This is a genomic window from Flavobacteriales bacterium (assembly GCA_016699575.1).
Classification (GTDB): domain Bacteria; phylum Bacteroidota; class Bacteroidia; order Flavobacteriales_F; family PHOS-HE28; genus PHOS-HE28.
Genome location: CP064979.1, coordinates 4,236,637 through 4,258,710, shown reverse-complemented (window position 1 = coordinate 4,258,710; position 22,074 = coordinate 4,236,637). Strand labels below are relative to the sequence as shown.

The following is a 22,074-nucleotide window of genomic DNA, read 5'->3' as shown; positions in this document are numbered from 1 at the left end:
ACGTTATCAGTCTCCCCCAGACCCCCTCGTTGAAAACCCAACTACATCAACAACATCAGTGATCAAGATCGTGACACACTTAATCTAACAGACCCGGGCCTTCGTTCTTGTCTTTCCGTTTCTTCTCCTTGGCCGGTTTGTCTTTCGGTTGTTCCTTCTTCTTCTCCTTCTCCTTCTCCTTCTCCAGGTCGCGTTCGTGCACATCCTCGCTCTTCACCCGCTTGCCCTTTTTCACGCGCTTCACGCCCTTGGGTTTGTCGGCCTCCTTCTTCTCCCGTTCAGCCTCGCGCGAAGCCCGATCCGTTTTGCGCTGCTCCTTGCGCATCCGGCGTTCCATCTTCTTCTCCGTTATGCCATCCCCGCCCATGGCAAGCTGCTTCGAATGGACCCGGCCGCTGCGCCACACCGTGATGTCGCGCAATTTGCCCTGTGCGTCCCAGCTACGCCACTCGCCATGGCGCAGCCCCTTGCGCATTTCCCCTTGCGTGATCAGCTGGCCGGTGGTGGCGTACTCGGCATAGGGCCCATCGAGCAGCGCACCGGCCAATCCGCCCACCGTGCTTTGCAGCCGTTGCCCCTTCCACCAGTGGTATTCCAGACCGGGTTGCGGCTTCACCCGGTACTTCTCCAATGCGAAGGTCTCTACCGTGCGGTCCGGCAGCACGGCCCGGATGCGGGTGCGGGTGGGTTTGGCCTCGGTGGCTAATGCTGGCGCGCACATCACCGTCAGGAACAGAAGACGAACTACTCTGCCGAGCATGACTTTTGTTAATGTGCTAAATATATAATAAGTATGATATCGAACGGATGCCGGCCATGCGCTCTGGATCGCTTCTAGCGCCCATATTCGCCCTACCGGGGCGATAGCTCAGATGGCCAGAGCGCCGCGTTCGCAATGCGGAGGTCGAGGGTTCGACTCCCTTTCGCTCCACCGGACCACGGACAGGTCAGGTCGCCGTTGAACAGTTGCGCCGCATACGCGTAGAAGGCCCGAACCTTCTGCATGCGCGTTCTTCCTCTCATCATTCTGGTCAGCTTCGCCGCCAATGCGTTGGCCCAGCAAGAGCCCTTGGCCTATGTGCCCGACCGTCCCGTGCGCCGCACAGCCGATTCGGACCTGATCGCATTGATCGGCTCGGATGCGCCCGGGCTCTACCGGCTTTCGTTACCGGCTGCCGTCACCAGGGTGGACATGCTCAATGCTCGCGGCAGACGCTTGAAGGTGGTGCCTCTGAGCACGGACGGTTTGTTGGATCTGCGCGGTCTTCGCCCGGGTGTGTACACCGTACGGGCATTCACCACCGATGGTGTGCTGGTGCGCCGTATCGGTGTGTTGCGCAATGGTCGTCGTTCACCCGCGTGGTGATACAGCAAAGTCGCTACAAGCACTTGAACTGGTCGAAGGGCTCCAGGCAGTCGTTGCACTTCCAGAGCGCCTTGCAGGCCGTGCTGCCGAAGGCGGAGAGCATCGCGGTGTTCGTGGAGCCGCATTGCGGACACGCCACCACGGGCTGTTCACCCTTCAGCGCGCGTATGTCAGCGGTCTTCTCCGGCGGCGCGATGCCGTATTCCTTCAGCTTGCGCTTGCCGGTCTCGGTGATCCAGTCGGTGGTCCAGGCGGGGGAGAGGCTCATCTTCACCTCCACGGCCGGCACGCCCGCTTCCAGCAGTTCCTTCTTGATGTCGGCCGCCATCACGTCCATGGCCGGGCAGCCGGTGTAGGTGGGGGTGATGGTGATGATGGCCTTGCCGTCGGCCTCCACCTCCACCTGCCGCACCACGCCCAGCTCCAGCACGTTGATGGCCGGGATCTCCGGGTCCTTCACGTAGTCGAGGAGCTCGAGGATGCGGTCCTTGGTGATCATGGGTGCGCGAAGGCCATTTTCAAGGGTCGACCCGGTGGGTCGACGGTACGGGTGCGCTGTTCGAAGGCGGTGCGTTCACCACTCCGCCCCGGGGTACGCCCGCTGCAAATACTGCATCTCGGCCAGGATGAAGCCGAGCTGCTCGCCGTGCTTGCCCTCGCGGCCGCCCGTGGCCATGAAGCCGTCGGCGGGGCGCTTGAGCGTGGCCTCGGCCAGCACACGGTCCACCGTGGCGTCGAAGACGGCCTTGATCTTCGTGAGGTCGGGTGCGATGCCGGCCTTCACCAGGTCCTGGTGCACCACGTCCATCACGAAGAGGTCACCAGTGTAGGTCCACAGGTTGTCCAGGGCCTCCTGGGCGCGGCGATGGCTCTCCTCCGTGCCGTCGCCGAAGCGGATCAGCCAGTCACTGCTGTGCTTCACGTGGTACTGCGCCTCCTTCACGGCCTTGGCGGCGATGGCGGCCAGCTGGGCATCGGCGCTCTTGGTGAGGGCCTCGGCCAGCGGCAGGTGGTAGGCGTCGAACAGGAAGCTCCGCACGATGGTGTGCGCGTAGTCGCCGTTGGGCTGTTCCACCAACTTGGTGTTCACGAACTGCCGCTCGTTGCGCAGGTAGGCCAAGGCATCCTCATCACGCCCCTTGCCTTCCACCTGACCGGCGTACGTGTACAGGTTGCGGGCCTCGCCGATGTGGTCCAGCGCGCGGTTGGTGAGGGCGATGTCCTCCTCGAGCACGGGTCCGTGCCCGCACCATTCGCTCAGGCGATGGCTCAGGATGAGGAGGTCGTCCGCGAGGCGGAGGCTGTAGGTGAAGAGGGCGTCCTGCTGGCTCATGGATGCGGCCATCGCTCAGATGTACTTGGCCCCCTCGGGCATGGTGTAGAAGGTGGGGTGCCGGTAGGTCTTGTCGTCGGCGGGATCGAAGAGCATGGCCGCATCATCAGGCTGGCTGCTGCTGATGGCGTCGGCGGGCACCACCCAGATGCTCTGGCCTTCCTGACGGCGGGTGTACACGTCGCGGGCGTTCTCGATGGCCATCTGCGGGTCAGCTGCGTGCAGGCTTCCCACGTGCTTATGCTCCAGGCCGCGCTTGCTCTGGATGAAGATCTCCCAGAGGGGCCAGTTGTTCGGGTTGTTGCTCATTGGGTCCGGTTAGTTGCGAGTGGCGAGTGCTGATCGGCGAGTGGTGCTGCCTGGGCAGACTCACCACTCGCCACTCGCTACTCGCCACTCTGTATCATGCTGCTTGTTTCTTCTTGGCCTTCTTGGCGGCATGGGCGAGCGCGGCCTCGCGCACCCAGGCGCCATCGTCGTGGGCCTTGTTGCGGGCGGCCAAGCGATCCTTGTTGCAGGGACCGTTGCCCGCCACCACGTTGTTGAACTCCGTCCAATCGATGGTGCCCCAGTCGTAATGCTGGGTGGCCTCATTCCACTTCAGGTCGGGGTCGGGGATGCTCAGGCCGATCACTTCTGCCTGTTGCACCGTGCGGTCGATGAAGGTCTGGCGCAGCTCGTCATTGCTCTGGCGCTTGATCTTCCACTTCATGCTCTCGGCGCTGTGCGGGCTGTTGGCGTCGGTGGGGCCGAACATCATCAGGCTGGGCCACCACCACCGGTTCAGGGCGTCCTGCGCCATCTCCTTCTGCTCGGGCGTGCCCTTGGCCAGCACGGCCATGATCTCGTAGCCCTGGCGCTGGTGGAAGCTCTCCTCCTTGCAGATGCGCACCATGGCTCGCGCGTAAGGGCCGTAGCTCGTGCGGCAAAGCATCACCTGGTTCATGATGGCCGCGCCGTCCACCAGCCAGCCGATGGCGCCGATGTCCGCCCAAGTGAGGGTGGGGTAGTTGAAGATGCTACTGTACTTGGCTTTGCCGCTGAGCAGGTCGTCGATGGTCTGCTCGCGCGATACGCCAAGCGTCTCACAGGCACTGTAGAGATAGAGGCCATGGCCCGCTTCGTCCTGCACCTTGGCGAGCAGGATGGCCTTGCGGCGCAGGTTCGGTGCACGGGTGATCCAGTTGCCCTCGGGGAGCATGCCCACCACTTCGCTGTGCGCGTGCTGGCTGATCTGGCGTATGAGCGTTTTGCGGTATTTCTCCGGCATCCAATCCTTTGGCTCGATCTTCAGTTCGGCGTCCACCTTGGCTTGGAAACGTTCTTCGAGCAGCTGCAGGTCCGACATGTCGTTGTGCTTGGTATGCGGCGAAGATAGAAGGCCGCGCTACCGTCATGTTGACCGCCGTCAGGGCATTCCTTGAACACGGCGACGCGGCAGCTACTTTCGCGCGCTCTTCAACTATGAGCGAACAACGCATGGCCCGGTTCCATACCCTGGAGGTGGAGGATGTGAAGCAGGAAACCGCTGATGCGATCGTCATCGGCTTGAAGGTGCCTGCGGACAAGCGCAACGATTTCAAGTTCATCCATGGTCAATACCTGACCGTGAAACTGATCGTGAACGGTGAGGAACTGCGCCGGAGCTACAGCATTTGCAGCAGCCCTTTGGATACCGATGTGATCCGCCTAGCGGTAAAGCGTGTGGACCGGGGCCGCGCCAGCTCAACGCTGGTGGGACAGCTCAAGAAGGGAGACAAGTTGGAGGTGATGACCCCGATGGGGAACTTCTACACCTTGCTCGATCCGGCGCACGAGCGGCATTACGTCGCCTTTGCGGCGGGCAGTGGCATCACGCCCATTCTCAGCATACTGAAAACCGTGCTGCGCACCGAACCGATGAGCAAGTTCACCTTGTTCTACGGGAATACGGATGCGGACCGGATCATTTTCCGAGAGAAGCTCGGCGAACTGAAAGCTGCCCACAGTGACCGTTTGAGCGTGCACCACATTCTGAGCAAGGGCATGGATGAAGACCTGCTCTTCAATGGGCGTATCACCACGGAAAAGGCCAAGCAGCTCGTGTCGCGGTTCGTCAGTGATGCGATGCACAAGGAGTTTTTCATCTGTGGCCCTGAGCAGATGATGGTGAACGTGAGCGAAGCACTGGAAAGCATGGGTGTCGCGAAGTCGCATATCCATGTAGAACTATTCACCACGCCGGTTTCTTCAGCACCCAAAGCTGATGCGACGCCCGCGTCCCCGGGAGCCTTCACAGGGACAGCCACCGTGAAGGTGATCATGGACGGCCGCGAGCATGTGCTGCAGGTACCGGCCAATGGCGATGCCGTGCTTGATGCCGCGCTGGAGGCCGGTCTCGACGTGCCATTCGCGTGCAAGGGAGCTGTGTGCTGCACCTGCAAGGCGCGGGTAGTGGAAGGGCAGGTGGAGATGGACATGAACTACGCGCTCACCGACGGCGAGGTGGCCGACGGCTACGTGCTCACCTGCCAGACCCACCCGCGCAGCGCCAACGTCACCATCGACTACGACCAGCACTGACGGGCGCAATAGACGAAGGCGCTGCCTTGCGGCGAGCGCCCTCGGGTTCCCTCTGCCTGGTTTGTTTGGTTTGTAGGCGGAGGAGAAGCTTGGTTCAGAAGGAGGCCTGGGCGTACCCCGCCAATCGGCCCTTGATGTCCATGTGGTAGGCTTCGCTGTGGTAGAAGCCCTTCATGTCGTCGCTCCAGCGAACGATGGCGGCCGGGAAGTCGAGGTAGAAGCCCTCATCCTTGCCGGCAAAGGCCGTAGCCCTCTCCATGTTGATGGTGCACTCGTATTCGGGGTATTCAACCCTGCCTTCCGGCAATGTCGTGTCCACGTGCAGCAGCTCCATCTGAAATCCGTCCTTGGTGATCACCAAAGCGAACGTGTTGTCGATGTCGAGCTCAGCGATGAAGTGGCCTTTCTTGTCCACGGGTAGTTCGCCCACCAGTTCGTTGTTCTTGTACAGCACCACCTTGACGCCTTCGGCTTTTTGGCCTTCGGCGAGAACGATGCCGTGAAGTGGGAGGTACCAGCCTTCGGCTTGGTCCCGTCGGTCGACGAGCTTGCCGCTCTGTGCGGAGGCGGCCAACGAGAGCCCCATGAACGCAACAGGGGCGAAATTGCGGAGGAAGTCGTGCGTGTTCATAACCGTGAGTGTGGGGGCCCTTGCGGGATGTGCTTGGTACGCAACAGGCACGAGGTAAGTTTCACCAAGGGGTTCCCGGGTCATGCTCGTTCCTCGAAAGGAAGGGCATTGTCCTCGGCTGAGTTGATCGGTAGCCGGACATGAATGGTGCATCCCTGTCCCGGGGAACTTTCCGCCCATACTTCGCCACCGTGCTTGGCTACGATGCGCTGAACAATGCTCAATCCGATGCCACTGCCCTCGAACTGGTCGGTACGGTGCATGCGCTTGAAGGCCGCGAAAACATCGACACCGGCCGACGTGTCGAAGCCGATGCCGTTGTCGCAGACAGTAATGTGGTGGGCATTGAGTTCCTTGGTGCAGGCCACGGTGACCACGGCCTCAGCCTTATCACGTGTGAATTTCAACGCGTTGCCGATCAAGTTCGTGAACATCACTTTGAGCATGGCCCCGTCCGCGTTCACCAGAGCCGTGGGTTCCACGAGCAGTCGAACGGCATGCTGCCTGTCGCCAGGTACCGACTGGGCCACCACCTCACCAACCAATTCGGCCAAGTGCACCTCGCCCCGTTGGAGGCTGGTGCGGTTGGTGAGCGCGAAGCGGAGCAGATCATCCACGAGATCGAGCATACGCCCCGCGTTGCTCGCGATCCGTGGGGCCAGTGCTTCCTCACGGGGGCCTTGTTCGTTCAGCATGCCGGTAAGGGCGAGCATGTTCTTCAAAGGGCTGCGCAGGTCGTGCGCCACGGAATAGCTGAAGGAAGCAAGGTCGTCGATGGCTTCGCGCAGCTGGCGCGTGCGCATGCCAACGCGCCTATCGAGGTCGGTATTGAGCTTTTGCAAGCGCAGTTCCTCCTGTTTCCTGTCCGTGATATCCTTCAGTACTGCCTGGTAGAGCATGTCACCGGCCAGGTCTTGTCCGATGCAGTTGGCTGTCAGCAGGCAATCGACCACACGACCTCCCGTTCCCCTGAGACTGATGTCGAGGTTGATCATGTCGCCTCCTTTCCGGTGTTCACGCAGAACGGTCACCAGGTCGCGGCGGTGTTCGAGCAGATCGAGGAAGTTCTTGCCGATCAGCGAGCCTTGGGACGCGCCCAACAACCGCTCCGTAGCACCGTTCGCTTGCACGATGCACGCTTTGGCGTCCACCAGGAAGATCGGATCGCCCGCAGCTTCGAAGATCTGTTTGTAGCGCGCGTTCGTACGGTCGGCTTCCGATCGGGCGATGGCCAACGATGCGGCCTGCTCGATGCGGATACGCAGATCCGCGGGGTCGTAAGGCTTTGTCGCGTACCCGAAGATGTTGCCCTTGTTCACCGCGTCGATGACGGCTTGCACATCGGCATAAGCGGTCATGAGCATCCGGACGGCACGTGGTTGCAGGTCGCGCACCCGTGCCAGTAGGTCGGCGCCCTCCATGCCCGGCATGCGTTGGTCGCTGATCACTACATGGACCTCCTGCTCCTCGATCAGCTTCAGTGCCTCTTCGCCGCTTTGGGCGGTGAGCACGTTGAACTCGCGGCGGAAATTGCTGCGGAAACCGCTCAGGTTACCCTGTTCGTCGTCCACGTAGAGGACGGTCACTTTGCTATTGGTGGTGCTCATGCGCGCAGAGCGATGTTGTCCGCATTTTCCTGCCGCACCGGAACGGTGATGCGGAACTCAGCGCCTTCGCCGGGAGCGCTTTCGACGGCGATCTGTCCAAAGTGCTTCTGCACGATGCTGTACGTGATCGAGAGGCCGAGCCCGGTTCCTTCACCCACGCCCTTGGTGGTGAAGAACGGCTCGAACATGCGGGCCTTCACCTCCTCGGTCATGCCCACGCCATTGTCCTTCACGGCAATGGTGATGCGACCGTCCTCATGCCAGGTGCGGATGCTCACCAGGCCTTGCCCAGTCTCGCCGTGCTTGGCCCTTACGGATTGCGCGGCATTGGTCAACAGGTTCATAATGGCTTGGTTCAGTTTGCCCGGTAGGCACTCGGCCTGTGGCAACTCGGCCAACACGGTGTTGAACGTGACCTGTCCGCGCACTTGCGGGCTGAGCAGGGCGAGCGTGGACTGCACTCCTTCGTTCAGGTCGGCCAGTTTCAAGGCATCCTCGTCCAAACGGCTGAAGTTGCGCAGGCCCTTCACGATCTCGGCGGTGCGCCGCGCACCCTCATCAATGCTGCCGATCATGCCGTCCAATTCGGCAAGTGCATCATCGATCCCGAGCTCGTTGTAGAGCTTGTCCGCTTCGGCCAACCGGGCTGCGGGATCCTCTTGACCACTGCGATAGCCGCGGATCACCTCGGTCATGTCCTGCAGATTGCGGCGCAACGGCGGTATGTTGCTGTTGATGAAGTTGATGGGGTTGTTGATCTCGTGGGCGATGCCGGCCGTGAGCTGACCCAGACCTGCCATCTTCTCAGCCTCTACCAACTGCACCTGCGTGCGCTTGATCTCGTTGTTGGCCTCCACGAGCTCGTGGGTGCGCTCGGTCACCTTCTGTTCAAGGATGGCGTTCTGGTCGCGGATGATGCGTTCGTTCTCCAGGGACGCCGCCAGTGCGGCGGCCTGAGAGCGCTCCTTCTCCTTGCGCAGAACGTTGATACGGTCTGCGAGACCGAAGGAGAGCAGGATGCCTTCAATGGCCGACCCAAGTGGCATTGTGTAGATGGTGATGTCGTTGTAGGGCAGGATACCAGCGTCCTTGAGCACGAACACCATGGTGCCCGATAGGAACACGCTCCATGCGATCAGGAAGTAGCCGGCTTGCCTGGAACCTCGGCGCCAGACGCGGAAGGCCGTATAGAACATGAAGGGAGCGAACAAGCCCGCGCAGACCTGGGCGAGGGCATAACCGATCTGGCCGTACCCCGAGATGTACACCCCCAAGCAAACGACGAACAACCAATAGAACCAAGGGATATATCGATCCAACCTCGGTACCACATCCTTGGTCAGAATGAAAGCGCGCATGAACTCGCTTGCAGCCCAGGCCGTGGCAATGGTGAAGATGATCGATGCCTTGGAGGCGAACCATACGTTGCCCGGCCAGAAGGAGAATTGGCCCACCCCCAAGAAAGTGAGCTGGGTCAACGCTACGAGGGCCAGATAGATCACATAGAACATGTAGCTGCGATCGCGCGAGGAGAAATAGATGAACAGATTGTAGATCACGAGCACGAGCATAACGCCGGTGTAGGTTCCTACGAGCTGTGTTTGGGACACGCGTTGGGCAGGGAGATCGGCACGTGTGGTGATCCTCACGGGAATTTGGAGCTGTTTCGAGCTTCGCACACGCAGAAGGACAACGCACTTATCGTTCGGCTCAAGGGGCAGAGGCATCAGGAAGTGTACATCTGTCACCGGGCGCTGGTCCACCTCAAGGAGCTGTCCGGTGGTCATATTCGCGAAGAGTTGTCCGCCCTTGAAGGCGAACATTTCGATGTGCTCTGTTTCGGCGTTCGAAACCTCCACAAGGAGGTCGTTCCCCTGGGTCTTGTTCACCACCGTGAAACGGGCCCAATAGGTTGACCCTGTGAGCCCCAGATTGGGCGCTTCGGAGGACGCAGCCACGAAGCCGTTCGAGCGAATGACTTCCGCGGCGGTCAGGGTGCCGTCGGGATCCTCCAGCAATTCCATGGAGAGCCCGATCGGGGACCGCCCGGAACCGCCTTCTTGGACCAAGACCGGCACTTGGCTGGCCTTACTATGCGGTGTAGCGGCCCCAAGGGCCAGAACGAGCAGGAGCGTTTTCATCGCGCGCTCCTACGCAAGAAGGTCGTCGAAAGTTCAGGCAGACCTTGCCAATCGGTCCACCAGGATCCTGCCGTACAAGGTCATGTTCACCGCTGTTTCCGTTAGCTGGAGCAGGTAACGCACCTGGACGTTCTTCCCTGCCAGCTGCTCGGATCTTTCCTGGACCGGCCGTAACCTCAAGCTCATCAATGCCTCACGCTGCGCAGTGGGGGTAGTCTCCAATGAAATAGCGTCAGGAACGGCCATGGCGTACGCGGTGATCGAAGGGATCGGATAGGAGAATTTTCCCTGGTCACCGATGTCGGAGATCGGCGTGAACCCTGAGCGGACGGCCTGACGCAGTGTATAGTGGGCCACCAAGCACACCAACGAGGACATGCCGATCTGGTTTGCCATCGAGACCGCGGAAAGAGCCAGCAACCCCGGAAGTCCCTTGCCCACCATCTGGTTCGCAACCCACAACCCGCATACCTCGGCCATACCGTATTTGCCCATCCCTGCCATGCGCATGGCGATCCCCGGTTCGAACTTCTTCAGTGCGTCCTGCATTGGAAGGATCCTCCCCGGCTTCGATACCTCCAGACGGATACCTCCTATCATGCCGTGCTCCTTCGTAATGGCCACCAATACATATGTGTCCGGGTCCGAGCACCAAAGGGGATTGTTGGTCGTTACGTTCTGGATGCCGAAGTCCTCAAGCACCTTGGCGTGCCCGCGCAGGAACTCACGGCACGTGCTGGGTTCATCGACCGCGCGGTAGGCCCTTATCGTGATGCGTTCGGTTTCGATCATGCGTGAAGGGTCTGTGAAGTTGCCGGCATTTCAGCATTCGATGGTAAGAGGATATCCTCGACGTCTGCTCGCCAACGGCCGCTTGCCCTGAAACTGCCAAGGAACATGCGCCTGATCGCGTCGCCCGCGAGAGCCCCCCCGAGGACAACACTGCTGGAGAGCTGAGGCCAGGTCACTATCGTCTTGCCGACCTCGGTCAAGGAGGATCTCAACCGTTGGCTGAGCCGGTCGAACCCGACCATGGCCAGTAGAAACGGGAGCTTTTCGGCGTTCGTGGAAGCCTTGGCGCCTGCCTCAACATCCAAATGGTCGATCAACCCGTGCAGTATCGGCCGCTCGGGCTCAAGGTCGAAGCGTTCCACGTCGATCATGCCCCGGTCGCTGGTGTCCATGACCACGGGTATGCCCAGTCTTTTCGCCGTTTGGCGGGCGTAGATCTTCACATCAACGCTGTCGCACTCATCCACCAGCACATCGAGCTTGCCACCTGTTGAACAGAACCCATCAATGTTGTCGCGGGTGATGCCTTCAGGGAAACAGGTGACCTTGAGGAACGGGTCGATCTCCATGATCTCCCGCGCTACGTTCACCACCTTGCGCAGGCCCAGGTTGTGCACCCCGCTGCGTATCCGGTTCAGGTTGCTCAGGTCCAGCGTATCGTGATCCGCCAGGCGGATCTCCCCGAAGCTGCGCTCCAACGCCATGGTCAGCGCGATGCTCTGCCCTACGCTCAAGCCGATCACGCCCACGCGCTTGGTAGAAAGTAAGGTCTGCTCTTCCCGGGTGATCTTGTTGCGGTTGCGATCGGTGCGTACCAATGCGAACTCGGCCTCGTCCAGGAGATGCACCAACCGGTTGCTCCAAGGATAGAAGACCCAGACACCGTATGCTGACCAAGCGGTGGCCCCAACATGCGCATCGGCGGCCTGATCGAGTTCATCCGCGGAGTAACGGACCGAAGGGTTCAGCGATCGGACCAGCTCTTTGACCTGGGATCGAATGCTATCGTGCACGTGCGATCCAGGCCGGCCCAGAAGTGATCGGAAGCGCGTCGCCCCACCGGCTTGGTCCAAGCGGATGAACTCCGGCTTCCAGACGTCGGCAAGCGACGCAGAAACCTCTATGTGGGCTAGCAGGTCTTGGTCCATTGGAGGCTTCTGGTGGGCGCTCAGAAGTTCCTGGTGGGCGCGAAAGCTAAGAATGGCTATCGAGTTATCAACATTTTTTCAACATTCTATGTCCGACACGGCAACATTCTGCCGCCGGATACGTACTGCGGGGGGCAAGAAAACCGCCATGTCAATACTGGTCAACTTTCAGCAGCCGAATGTTCCGGTTCCCTGCGTGCTCTACGTGGACGACGAACCTGGCAACCTGCAAGCCTTCATGGCTTCCTTCCGTAAGAACTTCAAGGTCCTCCTGGCTACCACGGCCCAAGAGGCCATGGACCTGCTGAACAGCAACGAGGTGCACGTGGTAATGGCCGATCAACGCATGCCGGGGACCTTGGGGACCGAGTTGCTGAGGCTGGTGAAGGAGCGCTACCCGAAGGTGAAGCGCATGCTCGTAACCGCCTATAGCGACATACACGCGGTGATCGATGCCATCAACCAGGGTGGTGTCATGAGCTACATCAGCAAGCCCTGGCAACCGGAGGTGGTTGTGGGCGCGGTCCAAAGGGCTTTCTATGAAGTGCGTTTGGAGCGGGACAAGGAGGATCACGTGACCCGGTTGAGCGAGGCGAACGCCCAGCTGGAATTCGCGCTGCGCCAGGCGCTCCTGTCCTGATCCGCGCGTTCCGTGGCACGGTGCATGGTAGGCGATGCCCTCGTCGGCATATTTGCCCACCATGCTTCATCTCCACTTCAGCAGAGCATTGCCCTTGGCGGCGTTGGTGCTCCCTTCCTTACTGAACGCTCAATGCGATCGCTGGCAGCAACGCGTGTCCTATCGGATGAACGTGGACTTGGATGTCCGCACTCACCGATTCACGGGAGCGGCCGATGTGGATTACTGGAACAATAGCCCCGACACGCTCAAGGAGGTCTATTTCCACCTCTACTTCAACGCTTTCCAGCCCGGAAGCGAGATGGACATGCGGTCGCGGACCATTGAGGACCCCGACGGGAGGGTTCTGGACCGCATCTCGAAACTGGCCGCCGAGGAACAAGGGCTTCTTGTCGTTGATCAACTCGAGCAGGTTGGTGCCACGGCCGCGCTTGACCCTAGGGGTACCGTCCTCAAGGTGAAGCTCCCCAACGCACTCGCTCCCGGGTCGAAGACCACTCTGACCTATACGTTCCATGGCCAAGTACCCAAACAGGTCCGGCGCAGCGGAAGGGACAACGCCGAGGGCATCAGCTACAGCATGGCACAGTGGTACCCCAAACTTGCCGAATACGACCACCACGGCTGGCACGCCATACCCTATGTGGGACGGGAGTTCCATGGCGTTTGGGGCGATTTCGACGTGAAGATGACGCTGGACAGTTCGTTCACCGTGGCAGCCACCGGCGTGCTCCTGAACCCGACCGCCGTGGGTCATGGCTATGCAGTGAAGGACAACATGCTCCGTGCGACGGGGGACAAGCTGACCTGGCATTTCAAGGCGGAGAACGTGCACGACTTCGCTTGGGCGGCCGACCCCGATTTCGTGCACGAGCAACTGGAATTTCCCAACGGCCCCCTGCTACACTTCTTCTACCAGCCCGGAGACACTGAGTTCAATAACACCTGGAAGCAATTGCCCGGATACATGGCCAAGAGCTTCACGTACATGAGCGAGCACTTTGGAAAGTACCCGTGGCCGCAATACTCCTTCGTGCAAGGCGGCGATGGCGGTATGGAGTATCCGATGTTGACCCTCATCACCGGCAAGCGCCGTTTGGGCAGCTTGGTGGGGGTAAGCGTGCACGAGAGCGTACACAGTTGGTACTACGGTGTGCTGGCCAGCAATGAAGGGCGGTTCGCGTGGATGGACGAAGGCTTCACGGAGTATGCCAGCAGCGAGGTAATGCGCCATTTGTTCGGAGGCACGGGCGATCCGCACCTTGACGCGTACAAGGGTTACTTCGACCTGGTGAAAAGCGGAAGGGATGAGCCGCTCAGCGTTCACGCCGATCACTTCCTGACCAACCACGCTTACGGCACATCGGCCTACTCGAAGGGCGAGATGTTCCTGCACCAGCTCGGTACGGTGATCGGGGACAAGACCGTTCACGCGGGGCTTCTCGATCTGTGGACGGCCTGTGCCTTCAAGCACCCCGAGCCCATCGACGTGAAGCGCGTGATGGAGAAACGAAGCGGGCTTGAACTGGACTGGTACTTCGATGAGTGGATGAACACGACGCGGACCTTGGACTACGCCGTATCGGGCATCGAACAGAAGAAGGACAGCGTGAAGGTGACGTTGTCGCGCATCGGGGAACAACTGATGCCCGTTGATGTCGAAGTGCTCTTCGACGACAGCAGCCGTGCGGTGGTGCATGTGCCGCTCTCCCTCATGTTGGGCGAAAAACCGGCTGGTAGCGAGCCGTACGCTTTTTCGAGCGTGAAGCCATGGACGTGGACCCACAAGACCTACGAATTCACCGTTGCCGTGCCGAAGAAGCGCCGTGTGCTGAGCGTAAGCACGGACCCCACGTTACGCGCGGCGGACATTGACCGCACCAACGACCGGCTCGAGCTACCGAAGGGGGACTCCTCGGTCCAGCGGCCGTAGTCGATGGACGGTACATTCGCCAGCCGCCCAGGATATTAGCGGCATTGGACCACATGGACGCTGAAGCCGCGAAGACCATCATCAAGCAGGAAGTGGAGAATGTCGTGTTCCGCTCCGTGAACGACGATGATGCGCTCTTGGAACAGAACATCCTCGACAGCGTTGGTGCGGTCGATCTGGCGGTGGCGCTCGAAGGTGCGTTCGGCATCAGTATCCCGTTCGTGGACATCAACAAACAGCACTTCCAAAGTGTGCTGACCCTGTTGGAATACGTGCAGAAAAAGACGGCATGAACGGCGCACCGGTCAGCGGTTGGCGGGAACACGGAACGGCGTTCCTGCTGGCGTCCTGCATCGTTGGTGCGATCTCGGTATCAACGGAGATCCTGCAACCGGAGAACGTCGAAGTATCCACCGTACTCACGCTGCCTTTGCATGGCCATGTGGACACCTACGCGCGCGAGCCGTTCTTGTCCTCTTTGCTGGCAGGCGCGCTCTCCGATGGTTCGAGCATCGTTCTGTTCGGCTCCTCGGAATTGACGACCAAAGACCATCCTGCCAAGCCCGTCAATTTCTTCAACGAGCGTTTGGGGCGGCCGCTGCTGGCGATCGGGCACGATGGCAACCAGTGCTTCGCGATCCACAGCCAATTGATCAGCGCCGGGTCAGAGCTTTCCAAGGCCAAGTTGGCCATCATGCTCTCGCCAAGCTGGTTCGGGGGAACGCCCGGGCGACGTGGCACGGAGCTCTCGTGCTTCTTGGAGTACAACCCTTCACCCTCGCTGTACCGCGTGCATCAGCGTTTGATGACAGGCGATACCACCACATTGCCCGTGCCGGACTACTTGGTGCGGCACGCTGATGACCTTAGCATGGCCAGCCCCGTGGTGAAGGAGATCATTGCACGAGGAAGTGCCTGGGAGACAGCCAAGCATTGGTTCGTTCGCCCTTACGATGCGTTGGTGGTGGAAGGAACAAGGAACGGCATGCTGGACACACCATCCCTGAGCGGGGCACCAGTGACAGGGACCGACGACAGCGCCATCGACTGGCAGGCGCTGCGCGCGGCCGCCTTGGAAGAGCATGTCGCCGAGTGCACGAACAACCGGTTCTCCATCAACGACGAGTACTACTCCACCTACGTGAACGGAAGCACCCGCTTGCTGCGACCGTTGGAAGAGAATGACAACCAGGAACTGCGCGACCTGGTCGTTCTGCTCGATCATTTGAAGAACATGAACGCCGATCCGCTTTTCGTGGTGCAACCGGTGAACCCGTTCGTGTATGCGGACGTGCGTGCATTCACCGCCACCATGGACCGGGTAAAGGCTGAACTGGACAGTCGCGGGTTTACCTACCTGGACTTGTGGGAGGATGACACCGCGAGGTTCCAGCCAGGCGTGCTCACGGATGCAGCCCACTTGGGCGCCCTGGGTTGGTACAAGGTGGACAGTGCGCTCATGGCCCATTTCCGATGAAGAAGCCGTTCAACTTCCAGAACACGCTCAAGTGGACCGTGATCTATTCGGCCGTGATGTTGGGCCTCTGGTGGCTGCACCACCCGCTCGAGGTCGGCATGGAAGCCGCTGCCAGCGCAGTGAAGTTCGTGTACCAGCAGTTCTGAACCATGCTGCCGTTCGCTTCACTTGAGTTCTTCCTGCTGTTCGGGCTGGTGGTATTGGCCTTGTTCGCCGTGAAGCCGTTCGCCGCCGATCGTGTTCCACTGGCGCAGGTACTCTTGGTGGTCAGCTTGGGGTTCGTGGGGGTGTACTACCCGAAACCGCTGCAGTTGCTGGCGTTCTTGGCTTACCAGTGCCTGTTCTGTTGGTTGTTGCTGTTCAGATGGCAGCGGCTGCACAAGCTGTTGGGCAGCCTGTTGCTGGCCTTGCCCATGGTACTGGTCAAGTTGAACGTGGAGACCGAACTGCTCTCGTTCGCCGGTCTGAGCTACATCACGTTCCGCTGCGTGCAGGTGTACCTGGATGCCGAGCTGCACCGCGACAAGTTCAGGTTCGGTTCCTTCATCACCTTCCTCTCGTTCACGCCGAGCTTGCTGGTCGGCCCCATCGATCGGTACGAGCGCTTCAAAGGCGATCTGGATGCTGGTTGGCAGCGGTTGGACCGCCAAGCGTTCACTTCCGGCTGGGAACTTCTTTTGCTCGGGCTGCTGCACAAGTTCGTGCTGGCGGAACTGGCCGATCGGTTCTGGCTATCGCGCATACCCGCCGAAAGCACCGGCCTTGTTGATATGGCGAACACCATGTACGCCTACACGGTGTACCTGTATTTCGACTTCGCCGGTTACTCCCTGCTGGCCCTGGGGCTGGGCCGGATGATGGGCATTTCGCTGCCCGCCAACTTCGATAGGCCGTGGCTCACGCAGAACCCGCCGGAGTTCTGGCGACGTTGGCACATCAGCTTGGGTGACTGGCTGCGCGATTACTTCTTCCGCCCGATCTACAAGCAACTGAGCAGCGTGCACGGATTGCGCACATGGCCGCTGTTGCGCCAGAACATCGCGCTCTTCAGCACCTTCCTGCTCATGGGTTGTTGGAACGGCCTTGAGCCCCACTATGTGATCAGCGGTGCTTTGTTCGGGCTCTACTCGGTGGTGTACAATTCATACCAGCACCAAAGCCGCAAGCACAAGCGGGACATCTGGAAAGGCTGGCCAGCTCCCGCGGTGAAGTGGTTGTCGATCTTCATCATGATCAACCTCTGCTGCTTCGCGTTGTACATCTTCAGCGGGCGCTTCCCATACTTGCAGTGAGGAAGCCCAGCCATGCGTTTCGATATCGTCACCGGCACTTTTGAGGACACTGACCGTGAGCCCGGTAAGTTGGCCGTCATCGGCAGCGACCGCGCCTTGACCTGGAACGAACTACAGGCTGAAGTGGGGGAGTGGACTTCGCGGCTGAAGTCGCTTGATCTACCCGCGGGACATCTGGTGCTCGTGCACGGCCACAAACGTGCGGAGATGGTAGTGGCCATGCTTGCGTGCATTGCGCTTGACCTTCCGTACATCCCGCTGGACATCGTGGTCCCGCTCGATCGCATTGAACGCATCAGCAAGCTGACTGGCTCACAAGTGCTTCTCAATTGCACAGGCGCAGCGACGGAAATCAATGCAGCCATAGTGCTCGAGCAAGCGCAGGTCTCAAAACGGGCCCAATGCACGTTCGGTGCGGATCTACTTCCGCGTCCGCACGACCCCATCCGCTACATCATCTTCACCAGCGGCAGCACGGGCGAGCCGAAGGGCGTGCAGATCACCCGTGAAGCGGCTGCATCATTCCTGCGCTGGATGACGGGCGACTTCGGTTTCACCCCTGATGACGTCTTCGTGAACCAAGCACCGTTCAGCTTCGACCTGAGCGTGTACGAACTGTTCACCGCCTTGCACACCGGCGCCACGTTGCTCCTCAACGATGCCCCGACCTGCAAGGATTCCTCGCAGTTCCTCGATCGCGTGCGCCGGTACGGCGGAAGTGTGTGGGTGAGCACTCCCACGTTCGCCTACCTCTACCTCACCGAGCCCAAGTTCATTGCTGCGGAAGTCCCAATGCTGCGGTCATTCCTCTTCTGCGGCGAAGCGCTTCCGAAGATGACCGCGCAGCGATTGCTCGATCGCTTTCCAACGGCCCGGGTCCTCAATACCTACGGACCGACCGAGGCAACGGTGGCCACCACGCTCATCGACGTAACGCGCGAAGTGCTTGGACGCTATGCCGACATGCCGGTAGGTGTGCCGAAACCGGAAGGAACCGTGCGCACTGTTCCGACGGGGACAAAAGATGAACCTGGAGAGATCGAGATCCTCGGTCCGCATGTGAGCATTGGCTACTTCAACAACGAAGTGCTCAATGCCGAGAAGTTCTTCATCGAGGATGGTGCACGCGGGTTCCGTACCGGCGACTACGGCTACTTCCTGGACGGCATCCTGTTCTTCAACGGCCGCCGCGACGAGCAGGTGAAGTTGAACGGCTTCCGCATAGAGCTTGGCGACATCACAGCCCAGATGCTGGCCGTGCCGGGCGTGGCCGACGCCATTGCGGTGCCGCTTAAGAACGGCGATACTGTGAAACGCATCGTGGGTTTCATCCGGCCGGGCGGGGGTGTAGTGCAAGAGGAACTGCGCGGTATGGTACTGGCGCACCTGAAGCGCACGTTGCCCGAGTACATGGTGCCGGGCGATATCGCCTTCGTGGAAGCCTTCCCAGTGAACGCTAGCCACAAGACCGATCGCAAAGCGCTGATCGAACAGTACTTGAAGCGGCGCTAAGAGCCTGTTTGGGATCTCTTCAAACTCGCTCTCCGGTCTTTTTTCCGCCCATGCTTCGCCGGAAAATGATCCCGTAGGCACCGCTACGCGATGATCTTCCGGATGCGCCTGAACGAAAAATAGCCTCGGAGCCCTTCGTTCAAGAGATCCCGAACAGGCTCTAAGGAGCGGCGAGAACGGCCCTCAGTTCGCGAACGAAGGCTTTGGGCCGTTCAATGTTCGCGACATGCCCGGTGCGCGGGATCACGTGCCAGTGCGTCTCCGGTAAGTTGTTCCGGCGCAGGATGGCCAGGCCGGTGCTGTTGGGGATCAGGCGGTCGCGCTCGCCCCAGATAAGGTGCACGGGCATCGTCCAGCCGTAGCGGCGCTCCTTCAATTGTGTCTCGCGTTGAAGGAGGTCTTCAAGCAACGTGATCTGTGCGACCCTGTACGGCTTGATGTTCAGCTCGTACGCCTGCCTCAGAACGAACTTCGGTATGGGCCACTGACGGTACAGCGAGAGGCGCAATCCGAAACGTACGTCCTCGACTTTCGGTGTCCGCATCACTGCAAGCATGCTCTCGCCGCCAACGCTGCGGGCCAGGCTATCGGCGAGCGCCTTCGTGTAGTCGCTCACGAGCGCATCGTACAGCACAAGCCGGCCCACGCGTTCGGGCCTCACTTCGGCCAGATGTGCTGCAACACCTCCTCCGTAGCTATTGCCGACAACTGGGATCGGACCGGTTACCCCCAGGCTATCCAGCAACAAGATCACATGCGCCACCTGTGCATCGAAGTTGAAACCGCTCCACTTCGTCGTGCTCTTGCCATGGCAAAGCAGATCGGGCATGATCACGTCGTAGTCCTCGCGCAAAAGCTGGGCGGTTTTGCTCCACTGCAATTGACCCGTACCCGTGTAGCCATGGAGCAGAAGCAGTTTCGGCTTGCCCGAATCGCGGTGCCAAACGTGATGGGCACCATCAGTGGCTTGGAACGTTCGCTCTTCATATCCTGCCCGCTCCAAGCGCCCTTCCGTCAGGCTGTGCTGCATGCGGGCCAGGTTGCATGACGCGAGCGTCAGCACAGTAGCGGCCAACAGGATGGTGGTCCTCATCGCTTCGCGCGGAACAGTTTCCCCGCGTCGATGAAGTAAAGCACCTTCAACGAGAAGCTGTTCACTCCCGGGGCTTCCCAGGTGTTCCGGAGATCGTCGAAGTAGTTCACGGTGATCACGTTGTCGCTCGTGAAGATGTTGTCCTTCCATCCCAGGGTCATCTCACTGCCGGGCGCGAAGTTCCATCGGAAAATGAGGTCCACGGTGAACGCGTCGAAGTCCACATCGTGCATGGGCTGGCCACCCTCGTCCATGCCGTCGTACGCGGTCGGCGCCAGATAGCCATCGTCCAGCAGCCGGTGGAAGTCAACGTACTGCGCTCGGCTCCAGTAATGCCGTGCTCGCAAGGTGAGCGCCATCCGATTGTTGAAGATGTACTGTCCCTCAATGCCCAGCTCGGTGGTCCAGAGATCACGCCTCCCCAGGATGATGCTATCAGCGTCGAAAGCCACCCAGCCCAGGTCTTCATCGCGGAATGAATGCGAGGCGCTCAGGATGACGAACGTGCGATCGTTCGGCCGGATGCGGGGTTCGAAGCTGGCCTTCATGATCTTTCGATCACGAGCCCCGGTGCCGTCGCCCGGGTCGTTGAAGTGCCGGTAGTAGCCGTCCATGTCGAACGCGAACGGTTTGTTGTAGTTGCTGCTGATCCACACGCGCCCTTCCACGTTCGTCGGGTACGCATACAAACGGCCGGGAACGCGCGCCTCGAACGGGTCGAAGGTCACCACCGGTTCGGCGCGCACATGGCCGCCGAACGCATTGAAGCCTTCCAGGACCCAGAACGTGTTCAGTTCAACCGCGAAATTGAAGAAGTGGTCGGGTTGCACCACGCGCAGGTATTCCGTTTCGAACCCGATGCCCCAGCGCTGCCATGGGCGCTTCGGTTTGTACTTGATGTACTCCCCGGATCCCGTTATGCCGTTGAAGTTGTTCTGCTGCCAGAAGCCAAGGTCGTTGGGGTTGAAATCGTCGCTGATCTGGTTGTACTCCAGAGCGTACGTTGTGGAGCCGCCCGTCTTCTTCAGGAAGGCCGTCCATGCGTATCCGGGCGTTCTCTCCAACGCGGTGCCGAACTGCTGGCTCACCCGGACGATCCCACCGCCTTGGATCGTGCGGGTTTTGTTGTTCAACAGGAAGTCAAGCGCGCTGCTGTTGGCGTCGTATGTGCCGCCATCGCGCATCACGTTCGTGTTGATGAGGCTCACGTAACCGTTGTTCGGAAGAAGCTGGTCGGCGACCAGCACGTTGTAGTTGGTGAGCGGATCGGTGAGCACGCGCCGTTCCGCACCCAAGCTGTCGCGTATGCTGCCATGTGTTTCACGCGTAACGGCGTTCAGCAGACCCAGGCCCAAACCACTGGCTCCTCGTCCACTCAACTTCGTGGCATTGAGCAGTTTGCTCACACCGGGATCCTCCACAACTGTTTCGCCTTCGCCCAGTCCATTGTACAGGTCACCGCGCAACAGAGGCACACCGCCGATGCGTCGGCTGTAGAAGAGCCCGCCGCGCTGGAACAGCTCCGTACCCTCGGTGAAGAACTGCCGGTTCTCATTGAACTGCACCTCAAAGGGCGAGAGGTTCAGGACCACATTATCGCTCACCACCTGCCCGAAGTCAGGAATGAGCGTCATGTCCAAAGTGTACGCATCGCTCAAGCCCAGCTTCACGTCCATCCCGCCGTTGAAGGAGGTTGTCCAGTCGCTCTGGGTGGGGTCGTTGGCCGGGAAGTGTTGCACATAGCCGCTGACATAGGGGTAGAGCATCAGGCGCAACGGCGCCTTGATGCCAGTGATCCCGCTCACCGTGCCGCATTGGCGCAACCAGCCCTCTTTCAACGGATCGATCGGGTTCCAGAAGCTCTTCTCCCGGTTCCGGCCTACGAGCCTGAGGAATTGGACCGACCATGCGTTCTCCACCACCTTGGGGAAGCGGAACGCCGAATAGGGGATGCGCATCTCCACCGCCCACCCATCTGCGTTGCGGGCGACCCCGCTCTGCCATACAGCGTTCCAGTTCTCGTCCTCCTCTTCGTTGGCCACGATGGCATCGAATTGCACACCGGCTGAGGTGACGATGAACTCGAAGCCATTGAGACCGCTGTTGTACGGGTCGAGGGTGATGCCGAACCAATCCGTGATGCCGATCGCATCGCGGGCGCTCAGGCGCATCATGATGCTGTCCGGCTCGGGGTCCGACAGCTGAGCGCCGACGTAAAGCGCCGCATCATCATAAAGCACCTTGACGGACGATGCAAGGGAAGCCGGTTCGTTAGGCCGGGGCTCGTTCTGCACGAAGTCGATCCCGGGCGTAGTCAACGTCCAGTCGGTTTCCGTCAGCACCCCATCAATGGCAATAGGGCTGGAGGTGCGCACGGCCCCGATGTTCTTGCAGAGCAAAGGCGCCCCATCCTGCGCTGACGCAACAGTGAAGACGAGGCCAAGCATGCCAGCAACAACGACCCTCATGAGCGCGCGAAATTGGCAGCACGCGCCACATCAATGCCGCCCCTCCGAGGCAAGTCACGAACAGGGTGACCATCGGTTG

Annotated in this window: 21 protein-coding genes and 1 tRNA gene; 10 read left to right on the top strand and 12 right to left on the bottom strand. The window is 60.3% G+C overall.

Annotated features, from left to right (window positions below):
- Positions 1 to 79: 79 nt before the first annotated feature.
- Entirely contained in the window at positions 80 to 760 is a 681-nt protein-coding gene (locus IPJ76_18005; GenBank protein ID QQR86454.1) for a hypothetical protein, read from the bottom strand.
- A gap of 97 nt (positions 761 to 857) precedes the next feature.
- On the opposite strand from IPJ76_18005, the gene IPJ76_18000 reads away from it, so the two are divergent.
- Together IPJ76_18000 and IPJ76_17995 are read left to right on the top strand one after the other, a co-directional pair.
- Positions 858 to 931 (top strand) — tRNA-Ala (locus tag IPJ76_18000).
- A 72-nt stretch (positions 932 to 1,003) separates the two neighbouring features.
- Complete coding sequence (locus tag IPJ76_17995; protein ID QQR86453.1) at positions 1,004 to 1,366, top strand: T9SS type A sorting domain-containing protein; 363 nt, start codon at positions 1,004 to 1,006, stop codon at positions 1,364 to 1,366.
- Positions 1,367 to 1,379: 13 nt separating this feature from the next.
- On the opposite strand, the gene paaJ is transcribed toward IPJ76_17995, so the two are convergent.
- From paaJ to paaA, 4 genes are all read right to left on the bottom strand, one after another.
- Positions 1,380 to 1,865 carry a phenylacetate-CoA oxygenase subunit PaaJ gene (gene paaJ / locus IPJ76_17990; GenBank protein QQR86452.1) on the bottom strand — a complete coding sequence of 162 codons (486 nt, stop codon included), beginning with the start codon at positions 1,863 to 1,865 and terminating at the stop codon, positions 1,380 to 1,382.
- A gap of 75 nt (positions 1,866 to 1,940) precedes the next feature.
- Positions 1,941 to 2,711, bottom strand: a complete 771-nt coding sequence (gene paaC / locus IPJ76_17985) for a phenylacetate-CoA oxygenase subunit PaaC (GenBank protein QQR86451.1) — start codon at positions 2,709 to 2,711, stop codon at positions 1,941 to 1,943.
- A 3-nt stretch (positions 2,712 to 2,714) separates the two neighbouring features.
- The gene (paaB, locus tag IPJ76_17980) at positions 2,715 to 3,008 is read right to left on the bottom strand and encodes a 1,2-phenylacetyl-CoA epoxidase subunit B (GenBank protein ID QQR86450.1); all 294 of its coding nucleotides are present in this window, start codon (positions 3,006 to 3,008) and stop codon (positions 2,715 to 2,717) included.
- Between the two features lie 94 nt (positions 3,009 to 3,102).
- The gene (gene paaA, locus IPJ76_17975) at positions 3,103 to 4,047 is read right to left on the bottom strand and encodes a 1,2-phenylacetyl-CoA epoxidase subunit A (GenBank protein QQR86449.1); all 945 of its coding nucleotides are present in this window, start codon (positions 4,045 to 4,047) and stop codon (positions 3,103 to 3,105) included.
- 131 nt (positions 4,048 to 4,178) lie between these two features.
- On the opposite strand from paaA, the gene IPJ76_17970 reads away from it, so the two are divergent.
- Entirely contained in the window at positions 4,179 to 5,261 is a 1,083-nt protein-coding gene (locus IPJ76_17970) for a 2Fe-2S iron-sulfur cluster binding domain-containing protein (protein QQR86448.1), read from the top strand.
- A gap of 94 nt (positions 5,262 to 5,355) precedes the next feature.
- Here IPJ76_17970 and IPJ76_17965 read toward each other — a convergent pair whose 3' ends face one another.
- The 5 genes from IPJ76_17965 to IPJ76_17945 all read right to left on the bottom strand — a co-directional run bounded on the left by IPJ76_17965 (position 5,356) and on the right by IPJ76_17945 (position 11,580).
- Complete coding sequence (locus tag IPJ76_17965; protein ID QQR86447.1) at positions 5,356 to 5,892, bottom strand: hypothetical protein; 537 nt, start codon at positions 5,890 to 5,892, stop codon at positions 5,356 to 5,358.
- Positions 5,893 to 5,972: 80 nt separating this feature from the next.
- Entirely contained in the window at positions 5,973 to 7,499 is a 1,527-nt protein-coding gene (locus tag IPJ76_17960) for a response regulator (protein QQR86446.1), read from the bottom strand.
- Entirely contained in the window at positions 7,496 to 9,640 is a 2,145-nt protein-coding gene (locus tag IPJ76_17955) for a histidine kinase (protein ID QQR86445.1), read from the bottom strand. Before IPJ76_17955 ends, IPJ76_17960 begins: the two co-directional genes overlap by 4 nt.
- Before the next feature lie 33 nt (positions 9,641 to 9,673).
- Positions 9,674 to 10,432, bottom strand: coding sequence for a hypothetical protein (locus IPJ76_17950; protein ID QQR86444.1), 759 nt, complete (start codon positions 10,430 to 10,432; stop codon positions 9,674 to 9,676).
- Positions 10,429 to 11,580, bottom strand: coding sequence for a ThiF family adenylyltransferase (locus tag IPJ76_17945; GenBank protein QQR86443.1), 1,152 nt, complete (start codon positions 11,578 to 11,580; stop codon positions 10,429 to 10,431). The genes IPJ76_17950 and IPJ76_17945 overlap by 4 nt, the downstream gene beginning before the upstream one ends.
- A gap of 148 nt (positions 11,581 to 11,728) precedes the next feature.
- On the opposite strand from IPJ76_17945, the gene IPJ76_17940 reads away from it, so the two are divergent.
- The 7 genes from IPJ76_17940 to IPJ76_17910 all read left to right on the top strand — a co-directional run bounded on the left by IPJ76_17940 (position 11,729) and on the right by IPJ76_17910 (position 18,434).
- Positions 11,729 to 12,220: a response regulator gene (locus IPJ76_17940; GenBank protein ID QQR86442.1), complete on the top strand. Its 492-nt coding sequence runs from the start codon at positions 11,729 to 11,731 to the stop codon at positions 12,218 to 12,220.
- A gap of 61 nt (positions 12,221 to 12,281) precedes the next feature.
- Positions 12,282 to 14,153, top strand: a complete 1,872-nt coding sequence (locus tag IPJ76_17935; GenBank protein QQR86441.1) for a M1 family metallopeptidase — start codon at positions 12,282 to 12,284, stop codon at positions 14,151 to 14,153.
- A gap of 53 nt (positions 14,154 to 14,206) precedes the next feature.
- Positions 14,207 to 14,446, top strand: a complete 240-nt coding sequence (locus IPJ76_17930; protein QQR86440.1) for an acyl carrier protein — start codon at positions 14,207 to 14,209, stop codon at positions 14,444 to 14,446.
- Entirely contained in the window at positions 14,443 to 15,630 is a 1,188-nt protein-coding gene (locus IPJ76_17925) for a hypothetical protein (protein ID QQR86439.1), read from the top strand. The genes IPJ76_17930 and IPJ76_17925 overlap by 4 nt, the downstream gene beginning before the upstream one ends.
- Complete coding sequence (locus IPJ76_17920) at positions 15,627 to 15,776, top strand: hypothetical protein (GenBank protein QQR86438.1); 150 nt, start codon at positions 15,627 to 15,629, stop codon at positions 15,774 to 15,776. The genes IPJ76_17925 and IPJ76_17920 overlap by 4 nt, the downstream gene beginning before the upstream one ends.
- A gap of 3 nt (positions 15,777 to 15,779) precedes the next feature.
- A complete protein-coding gene (locus IPJ76_17915) occupies positions 15,780 to 16,922 on the top strand; it encodes a D-alanyl transfer protein (protein QQR86437.1) in 1,143 nt (380 codons plus the stop codon).
- Positions 16,923 to 16,934: 12 nt separating this feature from the next.
- A complete protein-coding gene (locus IPJ76_17910) occupies positions 16,935 to 18,434 on the top strand; it encodes an AMP-binding protein (GenBank protein ID QQR86436.1) in 1,500 nt (499 codons plus the stop codon).
- 160 nt (positions 18,435 to 18,594) lie between these two features.
- On the opposite strand, the gene IPJ76_17905 is transcribed toward IPJ76_17910, so the two are convergent.
- Together IPJ76_17905 and IPJ76_17900 are read right to left on the bottom strand one after the other, a co-directional pair.
- Positions 18,595 to 19,527: an alpha/beta hydrolase gene (locus IPJ76_17905; GenBank protein QQR86435.1), complete on the bottom strand. Its 933-nt coding sequence runs from the start codon at positions 19,525 to 19,527 to the stop codon at positions 18,595 to 18,597.
- A complete protein-coding gene (locus tag IPJ76_17900) occupies positions 19,524 to 21,995 on the bottom strand; it encodes a carbohydrate binding family 9 domain-containing protein (protein QQR86434.1) in 2,472 nt (823 codons plus the stop codon). Before IPJ76_17900 ends, IPJ76_17905 begins: the two co-directional genes overlap by 4 nt.
- Positions 21,996 to 22,074 lie beyond the last annotated feature (79 nt).